The sequence below is a fragment of the Peristeroidobacter agariperforans genome, from assembly GCF_004138335.1.
Lineage (GTDB): Bacteria > Pseudomonadota > Gammaproteobacteria > Steroidobacterales > Steroidobacteraceae > Steroidobacter > Steroidobacter agariperforans.
In genome coordinates this window covers 1,429,936-1,454,293 of sequence record NZ_RYFW01000001.1, presented here as the reverse complement: position 1 = coordinate 1,454,293, position 24,358 = coordinate 1,429,936, and the positions used below count along the sequence as shown (strand labels likewise).

Annotated in this window: 19 protein-coding genes; 9 read left to right on the top strand and 10 right to left on the bottom strand. The window is 62.5% G+C overall.

Annotated features, from left to right (window positions below; translation table 11 throughout):
- Window positions 1-134: 134 nt before the first annotated feature.
- The 4 genes from EK373_RS06290 to EK373_RS06275 all read left to right on the top strand — a co-directional run bounded on the left by EK373_RS06290 (window position 135) and on the right by EK373_RS06275 (window position 6,016).
- A complete protein-coding gene (locus EK373_RS06290; RefSeq protein ID WP_129641862.1) occupies window positions 135-1,412 on the top strand; it encodes an acetyl-CoA C-acetyltransferase in 1,278 nt (425 codons plus the stop codon).
- Between the two features lie 663 nt (window positions 1,413-2,075).
- Window positions 2,076-3,164, top strand: coding sequence for a ferrochelatase (gene hemH, locus EK373_RS06285; RefSeq protein WP_129641861.1), 1,089 nt, complete (start codon window positions 2,076-2,078; stop codon window positions 3,162-3,164).
- Window positions 3,164-3,883 carry a VOC family protein gene (locus EK373_RS06280; protein ID WP_129641860.1) on the top strand — a complete coding sequence of 240 codons (720 nt, stop codon included), beginning with the start codon at window positions 3,164-3,166 and terminating at the stop codon, window positions 3,881-3,883. Before hemH ends, EK373_RS06280 begins: the two co-directional genes overlap by 1 nt.
- Before the next feature lie 57 nt (window positions 3,884-3,940).
- The gene (locus tag EK373_RS06275; RefSeq protein ID WP_129641859.1) at window positions 3,941-6,016 is read left to right on the top strand and encodes a S46 family peptidase; all 2,076 of its coding nucleotides are present in this window, start codon (window positions 3,941-3,943) and stop codon (window positions 6,014-6,016) included.
- Between the two features lie 40 nt (window positions 6,017-6,056).
- On the opposite strand, the gene EK373_RS06270 is transcribed toward EK373_RS06275, so the two are convergent.
- Window positions 6,057-6,626, bottom strand: a complete 570-nt coding sequence (locus EK373_RS06270) for a YceI family protein (RefSeq protein ID WP_157994245.1) — start codon at window positions 6,624-6,626, stop codon at window positions 6,057-6,059.
- Between the two features lie 291 nt (window positions 6,627-6,917).
- Between EK373_RS06270 and EK373_RS06265 the strand changes: the two genes are divergently transcribed.
- The 4 genes from EK373_RS06265 (at window position 6,918) to EK373_RS06250 (ending at window position 11,269) form a co-directional block, all read left to right on the top strand.
- Complete coding sequence (locus EK373_RS06265; RefSeq protein WP_157994244.1) at window positions 6,918-7,484, top strand: cytochrome b; 567 nt, start codon at window positions 6,918-6,920, stop codon at window positions 7,482-7,484.
- Window positions 7,481-8,068, top strand: coding sequence for a YceI family protein (locus tag EK373_RS06260; protein ID WP_129641856.1), 588 nt, complete (start codon window positions 7,481-7,483; stop codon window positions 8,066-8,068). Before EK373_RS06265 ends, EK373_RS06260 begins: the two co-directional genes overlap by 4 nt.
- A gap of 47 nt (window positions 8,069-8,115) precedes the next feature.
- The gene (locus EK373_RS06255; protein ID WP_129641855.1) at window positions 8,116-10,296 is read left to right on the top strand and encodes an acetyl-CoA hydrolase/transferase C-terminal domain-containing protein; all 2,181 of its coding nucleotides are present in this window, start codon (window positions 8,116-8,118) and stop codon (window positions 10,294-10,296) included.
- Window positions 10,297-10,429: 133 nt separating this feature from the next.
- The gene (locus EK373_RS06250) at window positions 10,430-11,269 is read left to right on the top strand and encodes a DUF4097 family beta strand repeat-containing protein (RefSeq protein WP_157994243.1); all 840 of its coding nucleotides are present in this window, start codon (window positions 10,430-10,432) and stop codon (window positions 11,267-11,269) included.
- A gap of 8 nt (window positions 11,270-11,277) precedes the next feature.
- Here EK373_RS06250 and EK373_RS06245 read toward each other — a convergent pair whose 3' ends face one another.
- The 3 genes from EK373_RS06245 to EK373_RS06235 all read right to left on the bottom strand — a co-directional run bounded on the left by EK373_RS06245 (window position 11,278) and on the right by EK373_RS06235 (window position 13,798).
- Window positions 11,278-12,150: a fructosamine kinase family protein gene (locus EK373_RS06245; protein WP_129641853.1), complete on the bottom strand. Its 873-nt coding sequence runs from the start codon at window positions 12,148-12,150 to the stop codon at window positions 11,278-11,280.
- A 5-nt stretch (window positions 12,151-12,155) separates the two neighbouring features.
- A complete protein-coding gene (gene pyrF / locus EK373_RS06240) occupies window positions 12,156-12,989 on the bottom strand; it encodes an orotidine-5'-phosphate decarboxylase (protein ID WP_129641852.1) in 834 nt (277 codons plus the stop codon).
- A gap of 80 nt (window positions 12,990-13,069) precedes the next feature.
- On the bottom strand, window positions 13,070-13,798 hold the full coding sequence (locus EK373_RS06235) for a 2OG-Fe dioxygenase family protein (protein WP_129641851.1): 729 nt from the start codon (window positions 13,796-13,798) through the stop codon (window positions 13,070-13,072).
- 132 nt (window positions 13,799-13,930) lie between these two features.
- Between EK373_RS06235 and EK373_RS06230 the strand changes: the two genes are divergently transcribed.
- Window positions 13,931-15,706, top strand: coding sequence for a M14 family metallopeptidase (locus EK373_RS06230; protein ID WP_129641850.1), 1,776 nt, complete (start codon window positions 13,931-13,933; stop codon window positions 15,704-15,706).
- 55 nt (window positions 15,707-15,761) lie between these two features.
- Here the strand turns inward: EK373_RS06230 and EK373_RS06225 are convergent, their stop codons facing one another.
- From EK373_RS06225 to EK373_RS06200, 6 genes are all read right to left on the bottom strand, one after another.
- Window positions 15,762-16,280 (bottom strand): tetratricopeptide repeat protein, encoded by a 519-nt coding sequence (locus EK373_RS06225; RefSeq protein ID WP_157994242.1) that lies wholly within the window; start codon window positions 16,278-16,280, stop codon window positions 15,762-15,764.
- 635 nt (window positions 16,281-16,915) lie between these two features.
- Complete coding sequence (locus EK373_RS06220) at window positions 16,916-17,830, bottom strand: 5'-3' exonuclease (protein WP_129641848.1); 915 nt, start codon at window positions 17,828-17,830, stop codon at window positions 16,916-16,918.
- Window positions 17,824-18,378: an HNH endonuclease gene (locus EK373_RS06215; RefSeq protein WP_129643366.1), complete on the bottom strand. Its 555-nt coding sequence runs from the start codon at window positions 18,376-18,378 to the stop codon at window positions 17,824-17,826. The genes EK373_RS06220 and EK373_RS06215 overlap by 7 nt, the downstream gene beginning before the upstream one ends.
- 139 nt (window positions 18,379-18,517) lie before the next feature.
- Window positions 18,518-20,515, bottom strand: a complete 1,998-nt coding sequence (locus tag EK373_RS06210; RefSeq protein WP_129641847.1) for a PQQ-dependent sugar dehydrogenase — start codon at window positions 20,513-20,515, stop codon at window positions 18,518-18,520.
- 125 nt (window positions 20,516-20,640) lie between these two features.
- The gene (locus tag EK373_RS06205; protein ID WP_129641846.1) at window positions 20,641-23,208 is read right to left on the bottom strand and encodes a TonB-dependent receptor domain-containing protein; all 2,568 of its coding nucleotides are present in this window, start codon (window positions 23,206-23,208) and stop codon (window positions 20,641-20,643) included.
- A gap of 116 nt (window positions 23,209-23,324) precedes the next feature.
- On the bottom strand, window positions 23,325-24,356 hold the full coding sequence (locus EK373_RS06200) for a FecR family protein (RefSeq protein ID WP_129641845.1): 1,032 nt from the start codon (window positions 24,354-24,356) through the stop codon (window positions 23,325-23,327).
- Window positions 24,357-24,358 lie beyond the last annotated feature (2 nt).

The window sequence follows — 24,358 nt, the reverse complement described above, 5'->3', positions numbered from 1 at the left end:
TGTGTGGCGTTACGGATCGCGGGCCGCACAGCGTACGGACTAAAGCCGTCCGCGCCAACAGCGATTCCCAACTATTCGCGGCTGACGACGGCTGGCATGCTTGCGCCCCCGTCGTTGCCCGCCATGGAGCCGTCATGCTCGTAGGTTCGTCCGTCCGACGCGTTGCCATCATCGGAGGCACGCGCATTCCGTTCGCGCGCTCGATGGGCGTGTACGCCGAGGCTAGCAATCAGGAAATGCTCACCGCCTCGCTGAAGGGGCTGGTGGATAAATTCAACCTGCGCGGCCAAGTGCTCGGCGACGTAGGCGCCGGCGCCGTACTCAAACACTCCAAGGATTTCAATCTGACGCGCGAGAGCGTGCTCGACAGCGGCCTCGCGCCGGAAACTCCGGCCTTCGATTTGCAGCGCGCCTGCGGCACCAGTCTCGATACTGCCATCGTGCTCGGTTTGAAAATCGCAACCGGTCAGATCGACTCCGCGATAGCCGCGGGCGTCGATACGGCCAGCGATGTTCCTATCGTTTATCCCAGCGCGTATCGCAAATTGCTTCTGCGCAGTGCGCGCGGCCGATCGCTAGGCGAGCGACTCTCGCCGTGGGCCAGTTTTCGTCCCGGCTTTCTCAAACCGCAGCTGCCTGGCGTGAGCGAGCCGCGCACCGGCATGTCGATGGGACAGCATTGCGAAAAGATGGCTCACACCTGGCAGATCCCGCGCGTCGATCAGGATCAGCTGGCGCTGGAGAGTCATCGCAAGGCCGGCGCGGCGTGGGATGAAGGTTTCTATGACGATCTGGTCGTGCCGTTCCGCGGCTTGAAACAGGACAACAACATTCGTCGCGATAGCTCGCTCGAGAAACTCGCCAAGCTCAAACCTGCATTCGCGACGAACGGCACCCTGACTGCGGGCAACTCGACGCCGATGACCGATGGCTCCGCGGCAGTGCTGCTCGCGAGCGAAGAATGGGCGCAGGCGCGCGGACTACCGGTGCTCGCGTATCTCACCTATGGCAAGTACGCGGCCGTCGATTTCGTGCAGAAGGAAGGACTGTTGATGGCGCCAGCCTATGCGGTGCCGCGCATGCTCGCCGACGCCAAGTTGACCCTGCAGGACTTCGACATTTACGAGATCCACGAGGCCTTCGAGGCACAGGTGCTGTGCACGCTCAAGGCTTGGGAGTCGCCGGAGTTCTGCCGCGACCGGCTCGGTCTCAGCGCGCCTCTGGGCAGCATCGATCGGAGCAAGATGAATCTTAAAGGCGGCAGCGTCGCCATCGGCCACCCCTTCGCCGCGACCGGCGCGCGCATCATCGCCACCCTGGCCAAGCAACTTGCCCAGCGCGGCGGCGGCCGCGGCCTGATCTCCGTGTGCACGGCCGGCGGCATGGGAGTCACAGCCATAGTCGAACGCTAATCGGAGTCGGGAGGGTCGTGGCAGGATGCCCGATCCCGACCATTAAAATGCAGCGCTAACCCAAAATGGAGGCGGTCGACAGGGTCTGATGGGAGATACCTGCCGACCGCCGTCCGGACCGCAACTGGAATAAGTTAAACCAGTCGTCGGTCCACTGCGCGAAGGCCGCGATCCCGGGGAGGGGGCAGTAACGAATCGCGACGCTCCGAACAATCGATAGAGGGTGGTGGGTCGGTGGGCGGACGCCAACCCGAAAACAAAAAGATGAAGTGAAAGAAGTGGAGGGCGTCCTTGCCCGGTTGCATGCCCCGACCATGCGGGTCCTTGTGAAGGCATCCCTAATCACACGCACGCAGATCCTAATGGGTATAGCGACAAACCGAGGCAAATACCCTCACAGCCGCCGCAGATACCTTCGCAAGAGCGCCAGGCGACGGATTCGCGAGCGCTTTGCGAGGGCATGACCCACTGACCCTATCCCACTGAGTCACAACGAAAATAGCCCGTGGCACAAACAATTCGCGCGGTGCTGCGGCCCGCTTTCGAAATTGCCCACTCCGCTCGAGCCGCCAGCACCTCAAGCGCGCCGGATCTGGCGTCAATCGGTCCGATCAGCAGTGACTGTTGGTCGACAGGTGCCTCGCGTCATTAGACTTGCGCCCCATGGTCGACTACCTCGGCAATTCTTCTTATCAACACGGCAGCGCCAATCGCATTGGCGTCCTGGTCGCCAACCTCGGCACGCCCGACGGTCCCGATCCCGCTTCGGTTCGGCGCTTCCTCGCTGACTTCCTTTGGGATCCACGCGTGGTCGAGGCGCCGCGGCTGGTCTGGTGGCTGGCACTGCACGGCGTGATCCTGCGCATCCGCCCATCGAAGAGCGCTCATGCGTACCAACAGATCTGGACTCCCGAAGGCTCACCCTTACTCGTGCACAGCTCCGCACTGGTCAAGCGACTCGGCGAAGCATTGCAGCCGCGCTGGAATGCAGCGGTTGCGCTCGGCATGAGCTACGGGTCGCCCTCCATTCCTGAAGCACTCGAAGCGCTGCGACGGCAAGGCGCACAGCGCATCGTCGTTCTGCCTTTGTATCCGCAGTACTCCGGGACGACGACGGCATCGGTGTTCGATCGCGTCACTCGTCAGTTGCAGCGCTGGCGCTGGGTGCCGGAGCTGCGCTTCATCGGCAGCTATCACGACGACGACGGTTATGTCGGCGCGCTCGCAGCCAGCATCGAGCAACACTGGCGCACGCACGAGAGGAACCATCTGCTGTTCTCCTTCCACGGCATCCCAAAGAGGTATGTCGCTGCAGGCGATCCGTATTACTGCCAGAGCGTGAAGACCGCGCGCTTGGTCGCAGAGCGCCTCTCGCTGGGCGAGAAAGAATGGAGCGTGAGTTTCCAATCTCAGGTGGGTCGCGAAGAATGGCTGCGACCGTACACCGACGAACGTTTGCTCGAGTACGCGCGCAGTGGACCGAAGCGTGTGACATTGATATGCCCCGGCTTCGCGACCGACTGTCTGGAAACGCTCGAAGAGATCGCACTTCGCAATCGGCAATCGTTTCTCGAAGCAGGCGGCGAAGCGTACGACTACATTCCCTCGCTGAACTCCAGCGACGCGCACGTGACCGCTCTGACCGATTTGATCGAGCGGCAGATCCAGGGCTGGGCCGATCTGTCGCATCGAACACCCGCCGACGCCGAAGCGACGCTGCGACGGGCGTTAAGTAGCGGCGCACCGCATTGATGTTCGGCCGGTTCCTCGAAATCAGCGTGTACGCGCCCGAGATTCGCGACTCGCTGGCGTTCTATGAATCGCTGGGTTTCGTACAGGCGCCGGTCGGCGAGACGTTCGAGCACCCGTATGCGGTGGTGACCGACGGCCGCTTGTTCCTGGGATTGCACGGCCGCGCCATCCCCTCCCCTGCGCTGACTTTCGTGATGCCGCAACTCATGCACGGCATGGAGCGGCTGGAGCAGCTCGGCATCGAGTTCGAAGACCTGCAGTTGGGCAACGAAGTCTTCAATCGGCTCAGCTTTCGCGATCCTTCGGGACAATCGGTCAACGTGTTCGAGGCGCGCACGTTTTCGCCGCCGCCATTGGAAAGTCAGCCGACGACGACCTGCGGTTACTTTACCGAGTACGGACTGCCAGCCCGCGACGCGGGCCCGATGCGCGTGTTCTGGGAAGCGCTGGGCTTCGTGGCGTGGGACGAGCAACCTGAGCCATTCGCCCGTACGGCGATCACCAGTGACCATCTGAACCTGGCGTTGTATCGTTCACGAGCGTTTCGCCAGCCGGTGCTGACCTTCGAAGATCCAGACATGCGCGAGCGCCTGGCGCGGCTCAAAGAGCGCGGCTGGCAACTTTCCGACGAAATGCCCGACAGTCTCGACGAGTCGAGCAATGCCATCCTGATCGCACCGGAAGGAACGCGGCTGCTGCTGCTACAGTCCGCAGACTGACGACCCGAGGCGGAGACGGACCGCCCTGTGTATACCAAGGACACCAAGGAGAATTCGATGTTCCGGAGTCTCGCCGCCGCCTGCCTGGCGTTGCTCGCCAGCGCGGCAATCGCCGATGAGGGCATGTGGACCTTCGACAATATCCCGCAGGCCGCCATCCAGAAGAAATACGACACGACGCTCGACAAGCCGTGGCTGGATAGATTGCAGCGCTCCATCACACGCTTCGAAAGCGGTTGCACCGGATCGTTCGTGTCGCCCGACGGTCTGGTGCTGACCAATCATCACTGCGCCATGCCGTGCCTCACCGAGATTTCCAGCGAGAGCGCGAACTACGTAGACGATGGGTTCACTGCAACCACGCGCAGCGCCGAGAAGAAATGCCCGACGCAAATCCTCTCCGTGCTGGTGGAGATGGAAAACGTCACGGCGAAGGTTGCTGCCGCCACTGCCGGAATGAAGGACGCGCAAGCGAACCAGGCCCGTAAGCAGGAGCTGAGCAAGCTCGAAGCCGCGTGCACCAAGAACTCCGAAAAGAGCCGCGGCGGACCGCTGGCCTGCGAGTCGGTGACGCTGTATCAGGGCGGCCAATATTATCTGTACAAGTATCGTCGCTATGACGACGTACGGCTGGCGTTCGCTCCGCATCACGCGATCGCGGCATTCGGCGGCGACCCGGACAATTTCAACTTCCCGCGCTGGAGCCTGGATTTCAGCCTGTTCCGTGTCTACGAGAAAGGCAAGCCGATCGATTCGCCGAATCATCTGAGCTGGCGGGTCGAAGGTCCGCAAGTCGGCGAAGCGACGTTCGTCACAGGCCATCCCGGCAGCACCAGCCGCCTGCTCACGGTGGAACAGCTGCGCTTCCAGCGCGACACCTCCGTGCCTTCCTATCTCATTCGTAACTCCGAGTTGCGCGGCCGGTTGATTCAATGGGGCAAGACCGGCGATGAGCCCGCGCGCATCGCCAGTGATTATCTGCAAAGCGTCGAGAACTCGCTGAAGGTTTATCGCGGCTTCCAGACCGCACTGCTCGACGACAGTTTGTTTGCACGCAAGACCTCGCAGGAACGCGAGCTGCGCGAACGAGTGAAGTCGGATGAAAAGCTCGCGGCCACGGTCGGCGATGCCTGGAACGAGGCCGCTGTCGCGCAGGAGCGCTATCGCCAGATCTACGATCGGTATCTCTATCTGGAAGCCGGTGCAGGATTCAACAGCAAGCTCTTCTCATACGCTCGGCAGCTGGTGCGGGGCGCGGCCGAGCGCAGCAAGAGCAACGAGCAACGCCTGCGCGAGTACGCCGACTCCAATCTGCCGAAGATCCAATCGAGTCTGCTGGCGACCACACCGGTCTATCCCGACTTCGAGCAGGTGACGCTGTCGTTCTCGCTCGACAAGCTGCGCGAAGCGCTGGGCCCGGACGATTCGATCGTTCGCAAGCTGCTGAGCACCGAGTCGCCGCAATCGCTGGCTGAGCAACTGGTCACCCGGAGCAAGCTCGCCGATCCGGCGGTTCGCAAGGCGTTGTGGGAAGGCGGTACGCCGGCGATCCAGAGCTCGGACGATCCGATGATTGCGCTGGCTCGTGACATCGATGAGGAAGCGCGCGCGGTTCGCAAGATTTACGAAGACGAAGTGCAAGCGCCGGTCGCGTCCGCGCAAGAGCGCATCGCCAAAGCACGCTTTGCGGTGCTCGGCACGAACACTTATCCCGACGCGACCTTTACGCTGCGACTGAGCTATGGCGCGGTCGCCGGCTGGGTGGAAAAAGGACAGAAGGTGGAGCCGTACACCCGCCTGTCACGGTTGTTCGAACGCACCACCGGCAAAGATCCGTTCCGATTGCCGCAAGTGTGGCTGGACGCGCGCGACCGGCTCGACATGAACACGCCGTTCTGTTTCGTCACGACCAATGACATCGTCGGCGGCAATTCCGGCAGCCCGCTGGTGGACGCGCAGGGTCGTTTGGTCGGCCTCGCGTTCGACGGCAACATCCACTCCATCGCCGGCAGCTTCTGGTACGACGGCGAGGTAAATCGCACGGTCGCGGTTCATCCCGCGATCATGATCACCGCGCTCCAAGACGTGTACGGCGCGAAAGATCTCGCCAACGAACTGCTCGGCAAACGCTGATCTCTCGAGTCACGGCGGGGCCGTCCGGCTCCGCCGTTGTTCAGCGCTTCGCCGCCACCAGGTTGAAGCGCACACGCAAACGGTCCTGCACTTCAAGAGCACCCAGCGCCACGCTGAAGGGCTTCATGCCGAAGTCCGTCTGCAAGATCTCGAACTCCCCGCTCGCGGTCAGGCGTTCGCCGTTCATGACGATAGTGGCGGGCACCACCACGTCGCGGCTCGCGTTCTTGATGGTGATGCGCGCGGTGATCTTTGGAGCTTGCACCGAGCCTTCGACCGTCGCGGACTTCACAGTCACATTCGGATAGCTCTCCCCGTCCAACACTTCCTTGCGGAGCATGTTCTTGCGCGTTCCCTCCTTGTCGGCGTCCGGGATGTCCGGCGGGAAGTCCGTGCCCGCCGCGCGCCTGGCGTCCGGGTCATCGACGATCAGATTCGCCACCGGAAACGACAGCTCGAAACCCGAAGACGCGAATTGGGAACGCATCCAGACACGGCCCTGCACCGATTTGCTGGTCATTACGTGGTTGTGGCCCAGCCGTGCGAAGGTGCCGCCGCGATAGACGAAGATGTGCAGAACGGACGCCTGCGGATCGATCTGGTAAAGCATTGCGCCCGCCGCGCCGGGCGGCGGCGCGGGCTGGGTTGGGGCCGGCTGAGGCGGCACTTCGGGCGATGGCGCTGGCGGCCGCACCGGTCGCGGACAAGCGACAAGTCCGAGACACAGCAGCAGCACTACACTGATACGAGCGAGGCCAAGGCGAGTTGGTTCGATTGCACGTGTGATGGGTGGCATCCGGGTCATCCCGTATGGTTGTCAGATTTGCAGCGCGGCCGGGCCGGGTCGCCGGACGAATAATCGCTTACACTGTCCCCTCTTAAGTACCTGCGGATCGAACAAGTGTTGCAACTGAAGAACGACGAATCTCGCTACGGCGTCGTCGCACAGTTATTTCACTGGACCATCGTCGTGCTGATCATAGTGCAGTTCACCCTGGCCAACCGGGCCGACGCTCTGCCTTTGGGCTCGGCAAAAATTGCGGTGTTGGCCCAGCACAAATCCTTCGGCATCACCATTCTCAGCCTGGCGCTGCTGCGCCTGATCTGGCGCTGGCTCAATCCCGTGCCCGCCGAGCCGCTCGACATCCCGCGCTGGCAGAGGATAGCGGCCCGCGTATCGCACATCGGCCTGTATGCGCTGCTGTTGGTCACGCCCGTCGTTGGCTGGCTGATGTCATCGGCCCGCAACTTCCCTGTCAGCTGGTTCGGACTGGTGACCTTGCCGGATTTCATCGAGCCCAATCGCCCGGCTTATGAATTTCTGCACGAGACGCACGAACTGCTGGCCCAGACACTGTTCTGGCTGGCGCTGCTGCACGTCGCGGCGGCGCTCAAACATCACTTCATCGACAAGGACAACGTGCTTCGCCGCATGCTGCCCGTCAAACTGAAACAGGACCGACCATGATGTTGCCGAAGATTTCACACCGCCTCGCCGGCCGGCTGGTCGTCGGCTGCACCGCCAGCCTCGCCGCCATGCTAGCGCTCGCTGCTTCCCAGTGGAGCTTGCAGCCGAAGGACAGCAAACTGACTTTCGTCGGCGAGCAGGCCGGCGCGCAATTCGAAGGCGGGTTCGACAAGTTCACCGCGGAGATTGCCTTCGATCCCAAGGATCTTGCCGCCAGTCGCTTCGACGTGAAGATCGACACGGCGTCCGTGAACACGCAGGACGAGGAGCGTGACACCACTATCAAGAGCGCCGATCTGTTCGACGTAAAGCGCTTTCCGAGCGCGCGCTATGTCGCGGACAAGTTCACCGACAAAGGCAGCAACAAATTCGCCGCCACCGGCAAGCTCACGCTGCGCAATGTGACCAAGGACGTGCCCATCGAGTTCACATTCGAGAACAAGGGCGGCGACGCCTGGCTGAAGGGCACGGCGAAAATCAAACGTCTGGATTTCGGCGTCGGCCAGGGCGACTGGAAAGACACTTCGCAAGTCGGCAACGACGTGCAGGTGCGCTTCGCGTTGCGCCTGAAAGGCGCTTCATGACCCAACCAGTGTCCATCGGGCCGCGGCACGAGTAACTGCCAACAACGATGACCGCAGCCGCACCGCTTCGATTCATGGGCCCCGACGAATGCGTGGAGGCCACCCTCAACCGCGTCGGCAAGCACGTGGTGTTGGGCTTGCCCGTTGCGATCGGCAAACCGAACACGCTGGTCAATGCTTTCGTGGCGCGCGCCGTTGCCGATCCCAACGTCAGACTGACCATAGTCACAGCTCTGTCACTGCGCGTGCCGCGCGGTCGCAGCGACTTGGAACGGCGTTTCATCGAGCCTTTCACACGCCGTGTATTCGGGAATTATCCGGAGCTGGAGTACCTGCGCCTGATCGAGCGGCAGCAGTTGCCGGCGAACATCGAAGTGCTGGAGTTCTATATGGAACCCGGCGCCTGGCTGAGCAACGAACACCTGCAGCAGCACTACCTGAGCAGCAACTACACGCACGTCGCACGCGACGCGTTGCGGCGTGGGCTCAACGTGATCGCTCAGCTCGTTGCCGCTCCACCCGCCGACGAAGCACCAGGCTTGTTGAGCCTGGGCTCCAATGCGGACATGACTGCCGACCTGCTGCCGCTGATTGCAGCGAGGCGCGCGGCCGGTAGTAGCAAACCTTTTGCGTTGATCGGCCAGGTACATCGCGATCTGCCGTTCATGTATGGCGACGCGCTGGTCACCGCCGATACGTTCGATTTCCTGGTGCAGGATCCAGGCACGACGTTGTTCAGTCCGCCGAACATGCCGATTCCGCCGACCGAACATGCGATCGCATTGAACGTCAGCACCCTGATTCGCGACGGCGGCACGCTACAGCTGGGCATCGGCGAACTGGGCGACGGCATTTGCTACTCCTTGCAGCTGCGCCAGAAGCAGCCGGCGCTCTATCGGGAAGTGCTGGAATCGACCGGCACGCTCGCCCGACACCGCCGACTCATCGAGTCCGAAGGCGGCACGGCGCCGTTCGAGCGCGGCCTGTACGGCTGCACCGAGATGCTCGCCGACGGGTTCCTGGACCTCTATCGCAGCGGCATCCTGAAACGCCGCGTTTATCCCAGCGCGAAATTGCAACGACTCATCGATGACGGACACATCGACGAGCGCGTCAGCCTGCACACACTCGATGCACTCGTCGAAGCCGGCATGAGCCGCATGTCGTTCGCCGACTTCCAGGAATTTCGCGAAGTCGGTTTGTTCCGCGACGACGTTGAATACGATCGCGGCGTGCTCATCACGCCGGACGGCCAGCAATTGCGAGCGACGTTCTCAGATCCTGAACAGCGTGCGCAGATTGCGCAGCACTGCTTGGGCGAAACATTGCGCAACGGCGTGCTCGCCGATGCTGGCTTCTTCTTCGGACCGAAAGGCTTCTACACCGGCCTGCGTGAACTGCCGGCCGTTCAGCGCAAGATGTTCGCGATGCGCGGCATCAGCTTCGTCAACGAGCTGTACGGGCACGAATGGGAATTGAAGTGCGCACAGCGCCGCTATGCGCGCTTCGTGAACACGACGATGATGGTCACCGGCTTGGGAGCCGCCGTGTCCGATGCACTGAGCGACGGTCGCGTCGTCAGCGGCGTCGGCGGTCAATATAACTTCGTCGCGATGGCGCATGCGCTGCCGGAAGCACGGTCCATTCTTTGTCTGCGCTCGACGCGCACGGCCAGCGGCGTTACTTCATCCAACATCGTTTGGAGCTACGGGCACTGCACCGTGCCTCGCCATCTGCGCGACATCGTCGTAACCGAATATGGCATTGCCGACCTGCGTGGCCGCACTGATCGCGAAATCGTCGAGGCGTTGGTCGGCATCATGGACGCCCGCTTTCAGCGAGCATTCGTTGCGGACGCCCAGCGGGCCAACAAATTGCCGAAAGATTGGCGCATACCAGACGCGGCCCGCGCCAATACACCACAACAACTGGCCAGGAAATTTGCGCCCTGGCGCGAGCAGGGTTTGTTTGCCGAATTGCCCTTCGGCACCGACTTCACCGCCGAAGAGATCGTGCTCTCGAAGGCCTTGCGCTCGCTGCAAGCCTCGACACAATCCTGGCCGGGCTGGATGCGTACATTGCTCGGTGCACTGTTAAATGGGGCACCGACGCCCGCCGTTCAGCCCCATCTTGCACGGATGGGCCTGGCGCAAGCCGACTCCTTATCTCAAGCCTTGCAACGTCGGTTGCTGGCGACCGCCCTGCGCAAAGTTTTGCAAACAGGCTGATCCGCCCCTATCTTTGCTTCCCCTCTGCAGGCCCAGGGATGAGCCCCTGCAACCCGCGGAGCGCCTGCTCCGTCCAAATGACTGGGTGTGTGCGGGCACCAAAGCTTTACTTATTCGCACAGGAAGTCATTACATGAACAAGTACGCCGCCCAGCTGTTGGCATGGGTGTTACTCAGCAGCGCCGGCACGTCGGCTTGGGCACAGACGGAAAATTGCAAGTTCAGCTCCGATCGCACCGCCAGCTTCAACGGCCCGGTCAAGAAAGTGGTGGTGTCCGCCGCCGCCGGCGATCTCAAGATTCGTGGCGACGGCAGCGGCGGCGTCAAGGCGGCCGGCAAGGCCTGCGCGTCGTCCGAAAGCTTGCTCGGCAAGATCGCGCTGGAAAGCCGCCGCGAGAACGACATCGTTTATTTAACCGTGGTGATGGCCGAAGGCATGGGCGACATGTTCAGCTTCAATCGCTACGCCTCGCTGGACCTGGATATCAGCGTGCCGCGCGAGGCCGAGCTCGAAGTCAGCGACTCCAGCGGCGATCTGGAGTTGAGCGATGTGGGCGCGGCAAAGGTCGACGACAGCTCGGGCGATCAGCTGCTCAAGAATATCAACGGCAACCTCATCGTCAACGACAGCTCGGGCGAGATCCGCGTGGTGAGCGTCGTCGGCAATCTCGAAGTCGAGGACAGCTCCGGCAACATCGATATCGAAGACGTGCGCGGCGATGTGACGATCAGGACCGACAGCTCGGGCGACATCGCCATCGCCAAGGTCATCGGCAACGCCGAAGTCGTGAATGACAGCTCCGGCGATATCACCATCCGCGACGTGAAAAAGAATGTCACGATCGGCAGCGACAGCTCGGGCGACATCAACGTGAGCGATGTCGGCGGCAACTTCGCGGTGCGCGCCGACACCAGCGGCAACATCCTGCACGAGCGCGTCGGCGGCAGCGTGCGCATTCCGGCGAAGACCTGAGAATTGATTTAGGTCAGTTCGGCGAGCAGGCGCTGGATCATTCCCAGTGCCTGCCGCAAATAGCCGCCACCGAACAGGTTGAAGTGATTCAGCACGTGATACAGGTTGTAGAGGGTGACTCGCGTGGCCGCCCCTGCATCCAGCGGCCAGGCGCTCTGATACGCCGAATAGAACGACGCACCGAAGCCGCCGAACAAGCGCGTCATCGCCAGATCGGCTTCACGATCGCCGAAATACACGGCGGGGTCGAATAACACGGGTTGACCGTTCGCGTCGCTACCCCAGTTGCCGCCCCACAGATCGCCATGAAGCAACGCTGGGGCGGGTCGATAGTCAGTAAAGAAACCGTCCAGCCGCTCGCAAAGTCTTTCGCCGCAGCCGATCAGATCTGCGCCGGCGCCATTGCTCCTGGCCAACTTCAGCTGCGGCCGCAAGCGCTGTTCGCGCAGGAACTCTACCCAGTCGGCGGCTTGGTGATTGGATTGAGGCGTCGAGCCGATCGTGTTGTCACGATGCCAGCCGAACTTCTCACGCGTTACTCGGTGTTGGGCGGCGAGCAACTCACCGAGCTTTTTCTCGCTGCCGGAGGCGCCGCCGCGCAGATCGATCCATTCGAGTGCGAGAAAAGCGATCCCATCCTGCTGGCCCACTGCCAGCACTTCTGGAACACGCACAGCGCGCGCCTTGGCCAACTCCTCCAGGCCCGCCGCTTCCGCCTGAAACATTTCCAGGCTATTGGCGTCGCCATGCTTGACGAACAACGGACCGATCGCGCTTTCGAAGCGCGCACAGGAATTGATCGAGCCGCCGCTGACGCTTCGCTCCGATCCTGCCGCGACTTCAGTCCCTAATGTGCGACTCAGTGCGGCAGCGAGCGACATGACGCTTACAACAGCTCGCGAGCCTGATCTTGCAAGCTGCGGATGGTGGTGCGAATGTCGGCAACACCGCCGCCGTTCGCGAGGATCGCTCTGGAAACATTCGGCAGCACGCGTCCGCGCGCCGACGGCATGCGCTTCAACACGTCTTGAATGGTTGCACCCTGCGCGCCGACACCGGGCGCAAGAATGAAGGACTGCGGCAAGGCATCCACGGTAGCTGCGGCATCGTCGCAGGTCGCTCCGACGACGGCGCCGAGATATTGAAGTCCTTCGCCCTGCTTCCGATTGCGCAGCGTGATCTCTCGGCACAAGTTTTGAGCGACGGTTTCGCCGTTCGCCATGCGAGCCGTCTGCAACTCGCGCCCTTCGGGATTGGAAGAGCGCACGACGACGAACACTCCGCCTTCGGCGCGCACTGCGATTTCCAGAAACGGATCGAGCGCGGCGAGGCCGAGGTACACGTGCGTCGTCACGGCATCGACACGCAAAGTCGTCGTCGACGAAAAATAGCCTTCGGCGTACGCCGCACCGGTGGTGTCGATGTCACCTCGCTTGCCATCGAGCAGCACCAGCACTTCGCGACTGCGCGCCAGCGTCGTCAGTTCTTCAACCGCCTTCAAGCCGGCACTACCGAAGCGCTCGAAGAAGGCCGACTGCGGCTTGAGCAGGGAGATGCGATAGTCCGCCGCCTCCAGCACCCGCTTACCGAACTCGAACGCGCCATCCGGCGTGTTGGGCAGGTTGCACGATTTGAGCAGCGCCGCCGACGGGTCGATGCCGACACACAGCGGGCTGTGCTCGACGATTTTCTGGTGCAAGCGGGCGGCGAACATGGGCATGAGCGGCTACCTTTATCGGCGACGCGCCATTGTACTTTCAGCGCTCCCGATGTGCTCGACGGTAATGAGATGACGCATGCTCATGCGCCGGGCGCCTGAAAGCCGCGCTCACGGAACGTGATCACCAGCGTGTCGCGCACTCCGCCCGGGCCGTCATTTTGAATCGGCGTGGTCTCGTGGATCACTTTCGCATCATCCAGCAACAGTGCCGTCCACGGCGCGCTCATGGTGAAGCGCACGCCCGAAATGCCTTCGGCCTCGAACACGCGAGTCTCGCCGCCGCGCACATGGAACCGGTTCACGAGGATCACGGCGACATAATCGACGCCGTCGCGATGCGCGCCTTCGGGCGTCGGCCGGCCGATGCCTTCGGCGGTGTCGATGCGGAACTGATGTGCTTCGATATGCCAGCGCTGCACGGGCCGCGCGCCAGCGAACAGCTCGGCGAGCCCGCTGATGAGACGACTCCACACAGGTGTTTGCAACACCTCGTCGCTCATGGGCTCGAACCAACGCTCCATGCCACCATGGAGCGCGTTGTATTCAGTGGGTTGCCAGTGCGCGCGATGAGGAACGAGCTGCAGCGGGTGTGCTGGTTCGTAAATGAAACAACTGTGCCGCCGCGAACGATAGCGACCGCCGTCGCGCAAGTACGCGTCGCGAGGCAGTTGATTCCAGCTGGGCGCGAGTCTGCCGAGATCCTCGAGCTTGACGCGGCACTCCGCCGCCAGCTCGTCCGGCTGCAACAACACACAGCCCACTTCGTGCAGCGTCGTCGCTGCATCACCGTTCGCTCTGCTCAGTTTCAAGACGCACTCCCGCCGACAGCTGCACACGAGCAGCCGGCCTGCTGATTTTAGCGCTACTGGCGCAAGAAACGAGACAGATTCCGACCGGCCAATACAGTAACCTTGCGCGCTTGCCCGTACAGGAAGTCGTTAATGATTCGTCATAAAATCGCTGCACTCATCGCTCTTTGCTCGATAGGGCAGGTCCTCGCCGCTGCGCCCGGCGCCAGTTCGCTGCGCACCGTCGCCGAACAATCCGGTAACAAGCGCACCGGTCGTTACGAGGAAGTCGAGCGTCTGTGCCCGGCCTTCCAACAACAGTGGCCGCAACAGGTGCGCTGTTTCGAGTTCGGCCGCACGCCCGAAGGCCGGCCCATGCTGGCGCTGGCCGCTTCTGCCGATGGCGTGCTCGACCCGGCCGCCGCACATCGCGCCGGTCGCCCGATCGTGCTCATGCAGGGCGGTATTCACGCCGGCGAGATCGATGGCAAAGACGCGGGCTTCCTCGCCTTGCGCCAGATGCTCGAAGGCGCGCTCGCCAAAGATGCACTGAAGACTGCGACGCTGGTGTTCGTGCCGGTGCTCAACGTCGACGGCCATGAGCGCTTCGGTCGTTGGAATCGGCCCAATCAAGTCGGTCCGGAAGAAATGGGCTGGCGCGTGACGTCGCAGAACCTCAACTTGAATCGCGACTACGTCAAAGCCGAAGCGCCCGAGATGCAAGCCATGCTGCGCCTGTTGGGCGAGTGGGATCCGATTCTGTACGTCGACCTGCACGTCACCGACGGCGCGAAGTTCGAGCACGACATCTCTTACAGCGTCTCGCCGACGCTGGCCGGGCGCCAGCCGATTCGCCAGGCCGGCGTAGCGTTGCGCGATGAGTTGATGAAGCGCGCGACCGACAAGGGCTCGCTCCCGGTCGACTTCTATCCTTCGTTCATCAGGGACGACGATCCGTCGACGGGCTTTGCGGTCTCGGTCGGCCCGAAGCGTTTCTCGCAGGAGTACTGGGCCAGCCGCAACCGCCTCGGCGTGCTGGTGGAAACTCATTCATGGAAGGACTACCCCACCCGCGTGCGCATCACTCATCACACCATCATTTCCTTGATGGAAATGGCGGCGCGCGATGGCAAGCAGTGGCTGGCGGCGGCGCAGGCGGCCGACCGGGAAGCCTCGACCCTGGGCGGTACCACCGTCGCGCTCACCTACCAGAACACACCGCACTTCAAGACGATCGACTTTCGCGGCTATGAGTATGAGCGCGTGCCCTCTGCAGTGTCGGGCGCACTGCTGACTCGTTACAACGATAAGCGTCCGCAGATCTGGCGCATCCCGTTACGGGATGAAGTGACGCCGGACATCACCGTGACCGCGCCCCGCGGTGGATATCTCATTCCGGCAAGTCATGCGCGCATGGTCGGTGACAAGCTGACTCTGCACGGCATCGAGTTCCGGACGCTCGCGCAAGCGCAGACCGACTCTGAAGTCGAAGTGTTCCGCGCCAGCAAGGCGCAGCCCGCCGGCTCGACCTTTGAAGGTCGCAGCGTGTTCTCGGTCGATGGCAACTGGAACAAAGAAAAGCAGGACATCGCGGCGGGCGCGCTGTTCGTGCCTATCGCTCAGCCGAAGGCCGAGCTGGCGATGGTGTTGCTCGAACCCCGCGATCCGGATTCGCTGGTGAGCTGGGGTTACTTCGCGGCCGCGTTCGAGCGCAAGGAATATATGGAGGCGTACGTGGCCGAAGAGGTGGCCGAGCAGATGCTGAAGCAAGATCCGGCGTTGCGCCGTGAATTCGAGCGTCGCCTCGAAGATCCGAAGTTCGCCGCCGATCCGAGTGCGCGGCTCGACTTCTTCTACAAGCGCCACTCGTCGTGGGACGAGCGTTACAACTTGTATCCGGTGTTCCGCGTGGCTAACGCCCCGCGGTGAGGCGACGTTTCATCGGGCGGCGCCAGTTTCCTGGGCCGCCCGATACTCTAGTCCGTCAACGCTTCTCCAATTCCTCGGCCTTCTTCTCATCGGCCTTGGCTTCGGCGTCCTTGTTCATCTCGCGATAGATATCCGAGCGCCGGTAATAACCATCCGGCTCGTTGGGCTCCAGCTCGATCGCCTTGTTGGCATCGGCCAGCGCCGACTCTGGCTTGTCCAACGACACGTAGACGCGCGAGCGCGTCAAATAGCCGTAGGCGTCGTTCGGCTCCAGCTCGATGTACTTGTTGCAGTCTTCGAGCGCGGCGTCGAACTTGCCCGAAGAGTCACGGGCACGCGCGCGTAGCGCATACAGCTCCGATCGATTGGGGGCCGCGTCGATCGCCTTCCGCAGCAGGTTCTCTGCATCGCGCGGCTGGCCCTTCTGCATGGCCTTGTTCGCCTGCCCCATCAAATCGTCCACCGCTTTGCTGTCCTGTGCTTGCGCCGCCAGCGGCGCGGCGACCAACCAGACGGCCGCGAGCAGACCGGCCGCAATCCGTTTCAATCCCATGTGAGTAGTAAACGCAACCATGACGACCCCCTGACTTTGCCGCCGATTACTGTTGTTGCTGACTCCGTACGGCGACATTATGCGCTCACAACATGCGCCGCTGGTACTACCTCACAAGCCGCGCGAGTTTCATCGGCCGCACTTTTCCAAACGTCGCCGCTGCTCGAGCTGACGCTGTCGCATCTTCAAGCGTTCGCCTTCCTTGGCGCCGTAGCCAGTACGCATTTTGGTACGCACGTCGCGCAAGGACTGTTCGAGCCTAGCGCAGGCGAGTCGATGTTTGGCTGGATCAGGGAGCCGCGCCTGCTTGGGCGATCTGGCTCTTGTTGGCTTGGCTGCAGCCTTTGCCGACGGCTGCTTAGCTGCCGGTGCGGGCGTGTACACAGTAACGCGACTGTCGTCGATTTCGTGAGGATTGGCGTCCGCCGCGCAGGGACGGTCTGAATAAACCGTCCCGGACTGGCCAGTGCAGCGGTAAATGGGGGTTTGTGCCTCGGCCGAATGTGTCAACAGCACGGATCCGAGGATCAGCGTGGCAACTCGCATGGCAGCTCCTGGTGCAGGGGCCGCCACGATGCGACCGGAAAGTCGTCTCGCACAGGCGATTTTGAGGGATTTTTCCGCAGAAATCGCGTGCCCGGTGCACGCGAAATGCGCTAGCTGAGCGCGGTGATGCGCTCCGCCTGATTGCGCAACAGCCGGCCGAAACCGACGGTGTCGTAAAGCTTATTGAGCTCGCCCAGGTCCGGAGGTCGCCGACGCAGCTGCGCCAGCTCCACATCGAGCGGCATATCGCAGGCTATTTCGGTGAGTTGCCGGGCGAGAAACGCGGACTCGCGATGATCGCGCAGCTGGCCGCAGACGAACCCGGCGTTGCGCAGCTTGATCTGCAACACCCGGTCGAGGTCGCTATACAAATGAGCCAGCGACTCGAAGTGATAGAACAAGGTGGACGCCGTCTTGCGACCGACGCCGGGCACGCCGGGAATGTTGTCGACAGCGTCACCCATCAGCGCCAGAAAACAGGCCATGCGCTCGGGGCGCACGCCGAAACGATCTGCGATCCGCTCGTAAGGGAAACGCTTGTCGCTGATGTAATCCCAATACTCGTCGCCGGGCCGTACCAGCTGCGAAAGATCCTTGTCGCGAGTGACGATCACGACTTTGTGGCCTTCGGCGCGGGCGCGAGTGGCGAGCGTGCCGATGATGTCATCGGCCTCGTAATCGCCGCTGACGAACGAGGCAATACCCAGCCCGGCGCACACCCGCTGGCACAGCAGGAACTGACGTTTCAGATCTACCGGCGCGGGCTCGCGATTGGCCTTGTAAGGGGGATACAGGCGCTTGCGGAACGACGTGACCAGGCCGGCGTCGAAAGCGACCGCGATGTGCTCCGGGCGCACGCGCTCGATGAGCTCGCCGAGAAATCGACTGAAGCCGTGCAGGGCATTGACGGCATTGCCGTCCGCATCGACCAGGTCGAGCGGGACGGAATGCCAGGCACGGAACACGAACACCGATGCATCGATCAGATACACCGGACGCTGAACGAGAAAATCAGAATTCAACACTGCAATTTGAGACGGGCGTGCAACGGACTCGAGCGCGGGAAATGCGCCAGCAGATATTCCATCTGGTCCGCCAGCACCCGGCGGCCTTTCAAATAAATGTACTCGGCGTACGTCGGCTTGAACGGCACGGCGATCAACTGCAGGCCGGCCTGTTCGGGAGTCTTCGACGCCTTCAGGTTGTTACAACGACGGCAAGCCGTCACCACATTGGTCCACAAATCCAACCCGCCCTGGCTGAGCGGCCGGATATGGTCCCGCGACAGCAGACTGGACGGGAAACGCTGCCCGCAGTACAGGCACAAATGCGCGTCGCGCTTGAACAATGTCTGATTGTTCAGCGGCGGCGTGTAGTCGTGCCGCAGGTTGCCGGGATTGTGGGTATGGCCGATCGTGGCAATGATGGAATTCACTTCCACGACGGTCTGCAATCCCGAGCGGGCGTTGGTGCCACCGAGCAGCCGGTACAGCCGCGTCCCGCAGGTGTATGCCACCTGCTCCGTGTGGTACAGCCGTACCGCATCCCGGTAGTCAATCCACTCCAGGGGCATTCCTGAGACATCGGTCCGCAGGATCTCTTGGGTCAAGTTGTACAGTTGCGGTTGCACGACTCGGACGCAGCAAGGGGCAGTGCATCCTAAGATACGCGACCCTCGTGTAAAGATTCAACGGCCTAATTCTTTCAGGGAGTTATGGGGCCGAAACCACACCCCGCTTGTCGATCGGCTCACTCTTCTTCAAATACTCGATGAGCGCCTTGCGCTGCTGCGCATCCGGCACCCCCGGGAAAGCCATCGATGTCCCGGGCACGGCAGCGGCCGGCTGCTGCAGGAATTTATCCAGCCGCGCCTCGTCCCAGGCGCCCTGCTGCGCCTTCATCGCAGCCGAGTATTCATCGTAGCCGGGGGCGTCGCCGATGCGCCGACCGACCACGCCGAACAGGTCCGGGCCGAGCCGATGGGTCATGCCATCGGCGATGCCGTGGCAGCCCAGGCACTGGGTCGCGAACAAGCTGGTGCCGTTGTGCTGGCTGGCAGGCTCGAGCAGGGTCAGCGCCCAGTCATCGCTCCAGATCATGATGCGCCCGTCCGGCATCTGCAGGATGTCGCGCACACGCTTGTCGAGAGCGATCGGCTCCTGCACGACCACCCGATCCTCGACGAGCACCAGTCGATAAAGCGCTCGACTGGAGAGCGAGCCGACCAGCAGGTTGTCCTGCCAGACTGGAAACAATTTGCTGTCGATGGTTGCGACCGCAGAGGTGCCGACGCTCGGCACCCACGCCATCGTCGGTTGTCGATAACCCAGGTGCTGACCTTGGTGCGGATTGTGCGGCCACACGTTCGAGCCGTACTCGGTGCCGTAAGTCACATTGGGCCAGCCATAGTTGGCCTGGTCTTGTAACAAGTTGAGCTCATCGCCGCCCTGCTCGCCGTGCTCCGTCAACCATATCTTGCCGTCGCGGGTGCGCGTGAGGCCCTGGGGATTGCGATGCCCCATCGTGAAGATGCGGTGCTCGCGGGTCGCCCGATCGATCAGGATGGTCTTGCCGAAGTCGGCGGCCGGATCCTGTGCGAATATCTGGGTCGATTCCATGCCGGAGAAGCCCGAATCGCCGACCGTGAGCAACAGCTTGTTGTCCTCCAGCAGCAGCAGTTCGCCGCCAATCTCCTCGCCGCGGAAGGCATTCTTGCCTCGCTTGCGATCGGGCCCCTCGAGCGGCACGCAAGGAGTGGTTTCGAACAGTGTCGACCATTTCGCGTTGGCGACGCTCTGCTCGAAATCAGCCAGCGGCGCTGTCAGCTCCGAAACCCTCGCAACGAAACATTGGTCCTTGGCATTCCAATAGTGATGCGAAGCGAACAAGTGCACCTGATCGCCTTCGACCGCGGCAACCACATCGGCGACCCGGAATCGCCAGGTCTGCATCCGCGGCGGCCCCGCTTCGCGCCAGTCCATTGAACGTTTGGGTTGGCGTGCCGATCCGCCGAACGCCTTCGCAAATTCTTCGCGATTCGCGGGCACCTGGGTCGGCAGCTCCGTCACCTTGAAACCTTCACCGCTGGCGGATGCGTCGATCAGATACAAATGTCCATCGCCGGTGCCGAGCAGCGGGCGATCGCCAATCAAGGTCAACCCGCCGCCGCGAGTGGCCGGCTCGGGAATCCATCCTTCACGGATAATCGCGTGCAGCGGATAAAACGCAGTCGAGAAATAGGCGTCGCGCGTAGTGCGCTCGACTTGGGCGGACATATTGAGATGCCCGAAGGAATAGGCGGCCGTCATGCCGGCAACCAGGACAAGGACAGCCAGAGGCAGCCGTCGCAGGCCCAGCGGGCTGATCGCCAACGGCACGATCAGCGCGATGGCTACGACCAACGGAATCAGCATGAAGCGTGGCAGTGAGATCGACACCGTCACGGCCGCTACCAGAAACAAGCTCAACACCGCGAACGAGCGGATGAGCGCCTTGCCCGCAGCCGACCAACTGGCGAGCCGGTCCATGAACAGCGACAGCAGGCAAGCGGTGCCAAACGCACCGAGTGCCACCGCGAGCGCCAGCTTTTGCGGCCGTGGCAGCGTTTGCCACAGCTCGGCGTACTTCAAGACCGGCAGCAAGAGCAGAACGAACGCGCCGCAGGCGTACCACACCAGGCGCTGCCACAGAGGCGGTTGCGCATCGCTCAATCGAACCCATCCCCCTAGTTATCGAACAGGTGAGGGACTAACGCGAGCAGTGGGTCTTTGGATCCCGGCGACGGAAAAATATTACGCGAACAGCGCGCACACAGGGCGCGCTGCCCTGACGAGCCTCAGCGCATCTTCCAGTCGAGCATCAGGCCAATCGTGCGCGGACGAATGATGAAATCCTGCACGCCCAGACCGAAGTCGCCGTACCCGAACGTGACACCGCGCTGGTCGGTCACGTTGTTCACGAATGCGGTCAGGCCGACGCCGGCGAGCTGAGCACTGACGCGCAGGTCGGTCTGACCGTAACCGTTGATGCGCAACTCCGGCGTTTGCAGCGATTGCGGCGCGTCTGAGAGATAGCGATGCGCCAGCGTGATCGTCGGCTCCCACGAGTACGGCAGGCGGGCAACGGCCATTGCCGAGACCTGCCACTCGGAGGAGCCAGGCAATTGCTGGCCATCGCGCAGGATCTCGTTGCCCGCGCTGATCACCGTCTGGGTGAGCTTCGCATCCAGGTGCGTCACATTCAGCGTCAGGTCGAACGAGTCGGTCACGCGCCACAGGCCGCTGAACTCCTGGCCGACGTTGCGCGCCTTACCGGCGTTGGTGCCGTAAGTGAAATCGTCGGGACGATACAAACGCACCTGCAGGTCGCTCCAATCGATCAGGAACACGGTGAAGTCAGTCTGCAACCGGCGGTCGAACGCACTGCTGCGGATGCCGACTTCATAGTTCCACAACGAATCGGTCTTCCAGCCGCTCGGGGTGTTGAAACCCTCCAGCGGCGCGATGGTGTTCGGATTGCCGAAGCGATAGCCCTTCGACGCCAGTCCGTACACCATCAGATCGTCATCGCGGCGCCAGGCCAGCGACAGCTTTGGAGCGAAGCCATCTTCAGTCTGATGGCCAGGCGTCAACGAGAACGAGCCCGGATACAGCACGCCGTAATAGGTCGCCCGGCTGTTGACCTCGGTGTCGAACCAACGGCCGCCGAAGGTCAGCGTCCACTGCTCGGCGAAGCGATAGTTGGCTTCGCCGAACACGGCTTTTTCTTCGCCATCGGTGTTGCCGACGCCCCAATAGAACATGTCGCCGCGCAGATCGGCCGGATCGTTGACCGGCGCCAGGATCTCGTACGAGCCTTCGGACGTGATGTAGTCCCTGAAGGTCTTGTCGGTCGACGTGCCCATCACACCGATCAGGTAGTCGAACTTCTCTCCCTTCGGCGAAGCCAGACGCAGCTCGTAGCTGCGGCTCTCGCTCTTGCCAGTATCGAGATACGGCGTCGGGTTCGGCAGACCTGCGCCATAGAACTCCGTGAAGTCATTGGTCAGGCTGCGCTCCTTCTCGCTGTAGCCGACCAGCGCGGTCAACGTCGCAAAGCCCACATCCTGATCGAGTCGCAGGCTGTGCAGTTGCAGCTCGTATTCCACCGGCTCGCTCACCAGCGTCTCACGCACAAACTCGCCGAGCTCGGGGTAGCGATAGCCGAAGTCCGGCGTGCGATTCTTGTCGTAAAGGCTGAACAGCGAAATCTTGCTGCCTTCGGCCGGCGTCCACACCGCAGAGAACCGTCCGCCCTTGTCGGTCTGCTCGTTGCTGGCCTTGCGGCCGGTGCCGATGTTGTCCAGATAGCCCGCTTCGTGCCGGTAGTAGGCGACGCCGCGAATCGCGAACGTATCGCCGAGCGGCACGTTGAGCATGCCCTTCGCGGAATAGTTCGGGTTGCCGTCGCCGTGGTGCGTGCTGCCGGTGGATGTTTGTACCGCCGCGTCGACGCCATCGGTGCTCGCTTCACGCGCGACATAGTTGATCGCGCCGCCCAGCGCCGATGAACCGAACAACGTGCCCTGCGGACCGCGCAACACTTCCACGCGCTCCACGTCGAATGTATCTACGTCGGGGATGGCAATCGCATAGCCAGGCTCGGTGAGCGGAATTTCGTTGATGTAATAACCCGTCGGCCCCTGGCCCTGATCCTTGCCGACCGATGTGCCGACACCGCGAATGATGGCGGTAGAGTCGCCCAGCGGACCGGCGTTGAAAACCACGCCCGGCGTGCGCGTCAGATAATCCTGAAAGCTCTGCGCGCCGATGGCTTCGAGCTGCTGACCCGACATCGCGGACACCGAGCCTGCGATATCGCGAGCACGTTCGGGCCGCTTGGTCGCGGTGACGATGACTTCATAGAGCGATTCTGAAGTGTCCGCCGCGCCAATGGAGCCCGAGGCCGCAGCCGTGCTGCGAGCGGGAGCGGCTGGCGGCTCCGCTTGAGCCATCATTTCAGTGCGAGCCAGCCGCACAGCGGGGCCGCTCGACGCATCGGCCGTGGGACGTGACGTCACATTCGACAAGTCACGCACCAGGATCGCGTTGGAATCGGTGACGGTGTAACCCAGCCCGGTATCGGCAAGGATTTTCTTCAGCGCATCCAGATCGTCGTAGCGACCGACAACGCCATGAGTCAGCTTGCCCTGCGTCAACTCGGGCGCGAAGAAGATTTCGCGATTGCTCTGGAACGCAAATGCCTTGAGCGCGCTGCCCAGATCCTGCGCTTCGATGTTGAACGTGCGCGGCTCGGTGCGGGTCGCGGCCACAGCCTGCGACAAGCTCGGGGCGCTGCCTGCAGCGGCCAGCACGCATGCAACCATGGCCTTCAGATACGGACGCGCCGCAGCTTTGTTCTGCATGAACCGACTCCCCTTTCTGGTGTTGTGTACCCAGTAAGACGCAGGCCGGCGCAGAACTGGTAAAGCAGGTGTTGGGAGTGGGAGTTGGTCCAAACCTTCTGGCCAACCTCTAATCTCTAACGACTGGCGCCTGTCAGGAGGATGCGCGAATCGTCGCGGCTCGCAACCTCGATGGGGTAGTGACCGGTGACAGTCTCGACGAAGCTCTCGCTGTGCCCCGCCTTGAACACGCCGCTGACGCGCAGTTGACCGAGCGTCGGGTCGGCGAGCTCGATACGCGTCGAGGAGTAACGATTGATCTCATTGATCGCCGTTGCCAGGGTGTCGTTGTCGAACACGACCTGGCCCTGACGCCAGCTCTGCACCTTCGCCAGATCCGCTTTGACCTTCTCGACCGGCGCGTCGTCCGAAACGACCAGCGCCTCACCCGCCAGCAACAACTGTGGAACGGGCGGCGCGCTGATCAGTCGTTGCAACGGCGACAGGATGGGCTCGACCGACACTTTGCCTTCCGCCAGGGTGACGCGCACGGAATCGCCTGCACCCAGTCGCACATCGAACGCGGTGCCGAGCGCAGTCACGCGGCGATCGCCCGCTTCCACGACGAAGGGCCGATCTGGATTCTTCGCGACCTGGAACCATGCCTGGCCTGCGAGCAAGCGAATGTTGCGTTGTTCCGGCGTGAAGCGGATCTCGACGCGACTGTTGGTGTTCAACACCACGGAGGAACCATCCGACAGCGTGATGTTCGAGCGCTCGCCGACAGCGGTGCGGAACGCGCCGCCTTCAGTTGTAGAGCCCATGATCATCGCCGGATGCGCGATGGGGTCAGCCTTGAACAATGGACTGACGGCATACGCGATCGCCACCGCCACACCGACGACCGCAGCGGCAGCTGCGAAACGGAAGAAACGTAAGCGATGCGTAGCGCTCAAGGCTTCACGGCGCAACTTCAAGACGCGCGCGTCCACTCGGGCCGCCGACAACGACGACCACGTGCGCTCGACAGCTTCGAACGCCGCCGGGTTGCGCGGATCGGCCGCCAGCCACGCATCGAACTCGGCGTGGGTTTGGGCCGAATCGTCTTCGTCCAGGCGATTGTGCCAATCCGCAGCTGCGCCGTATGCATCGTCGTGCAGCGGTTCCATGC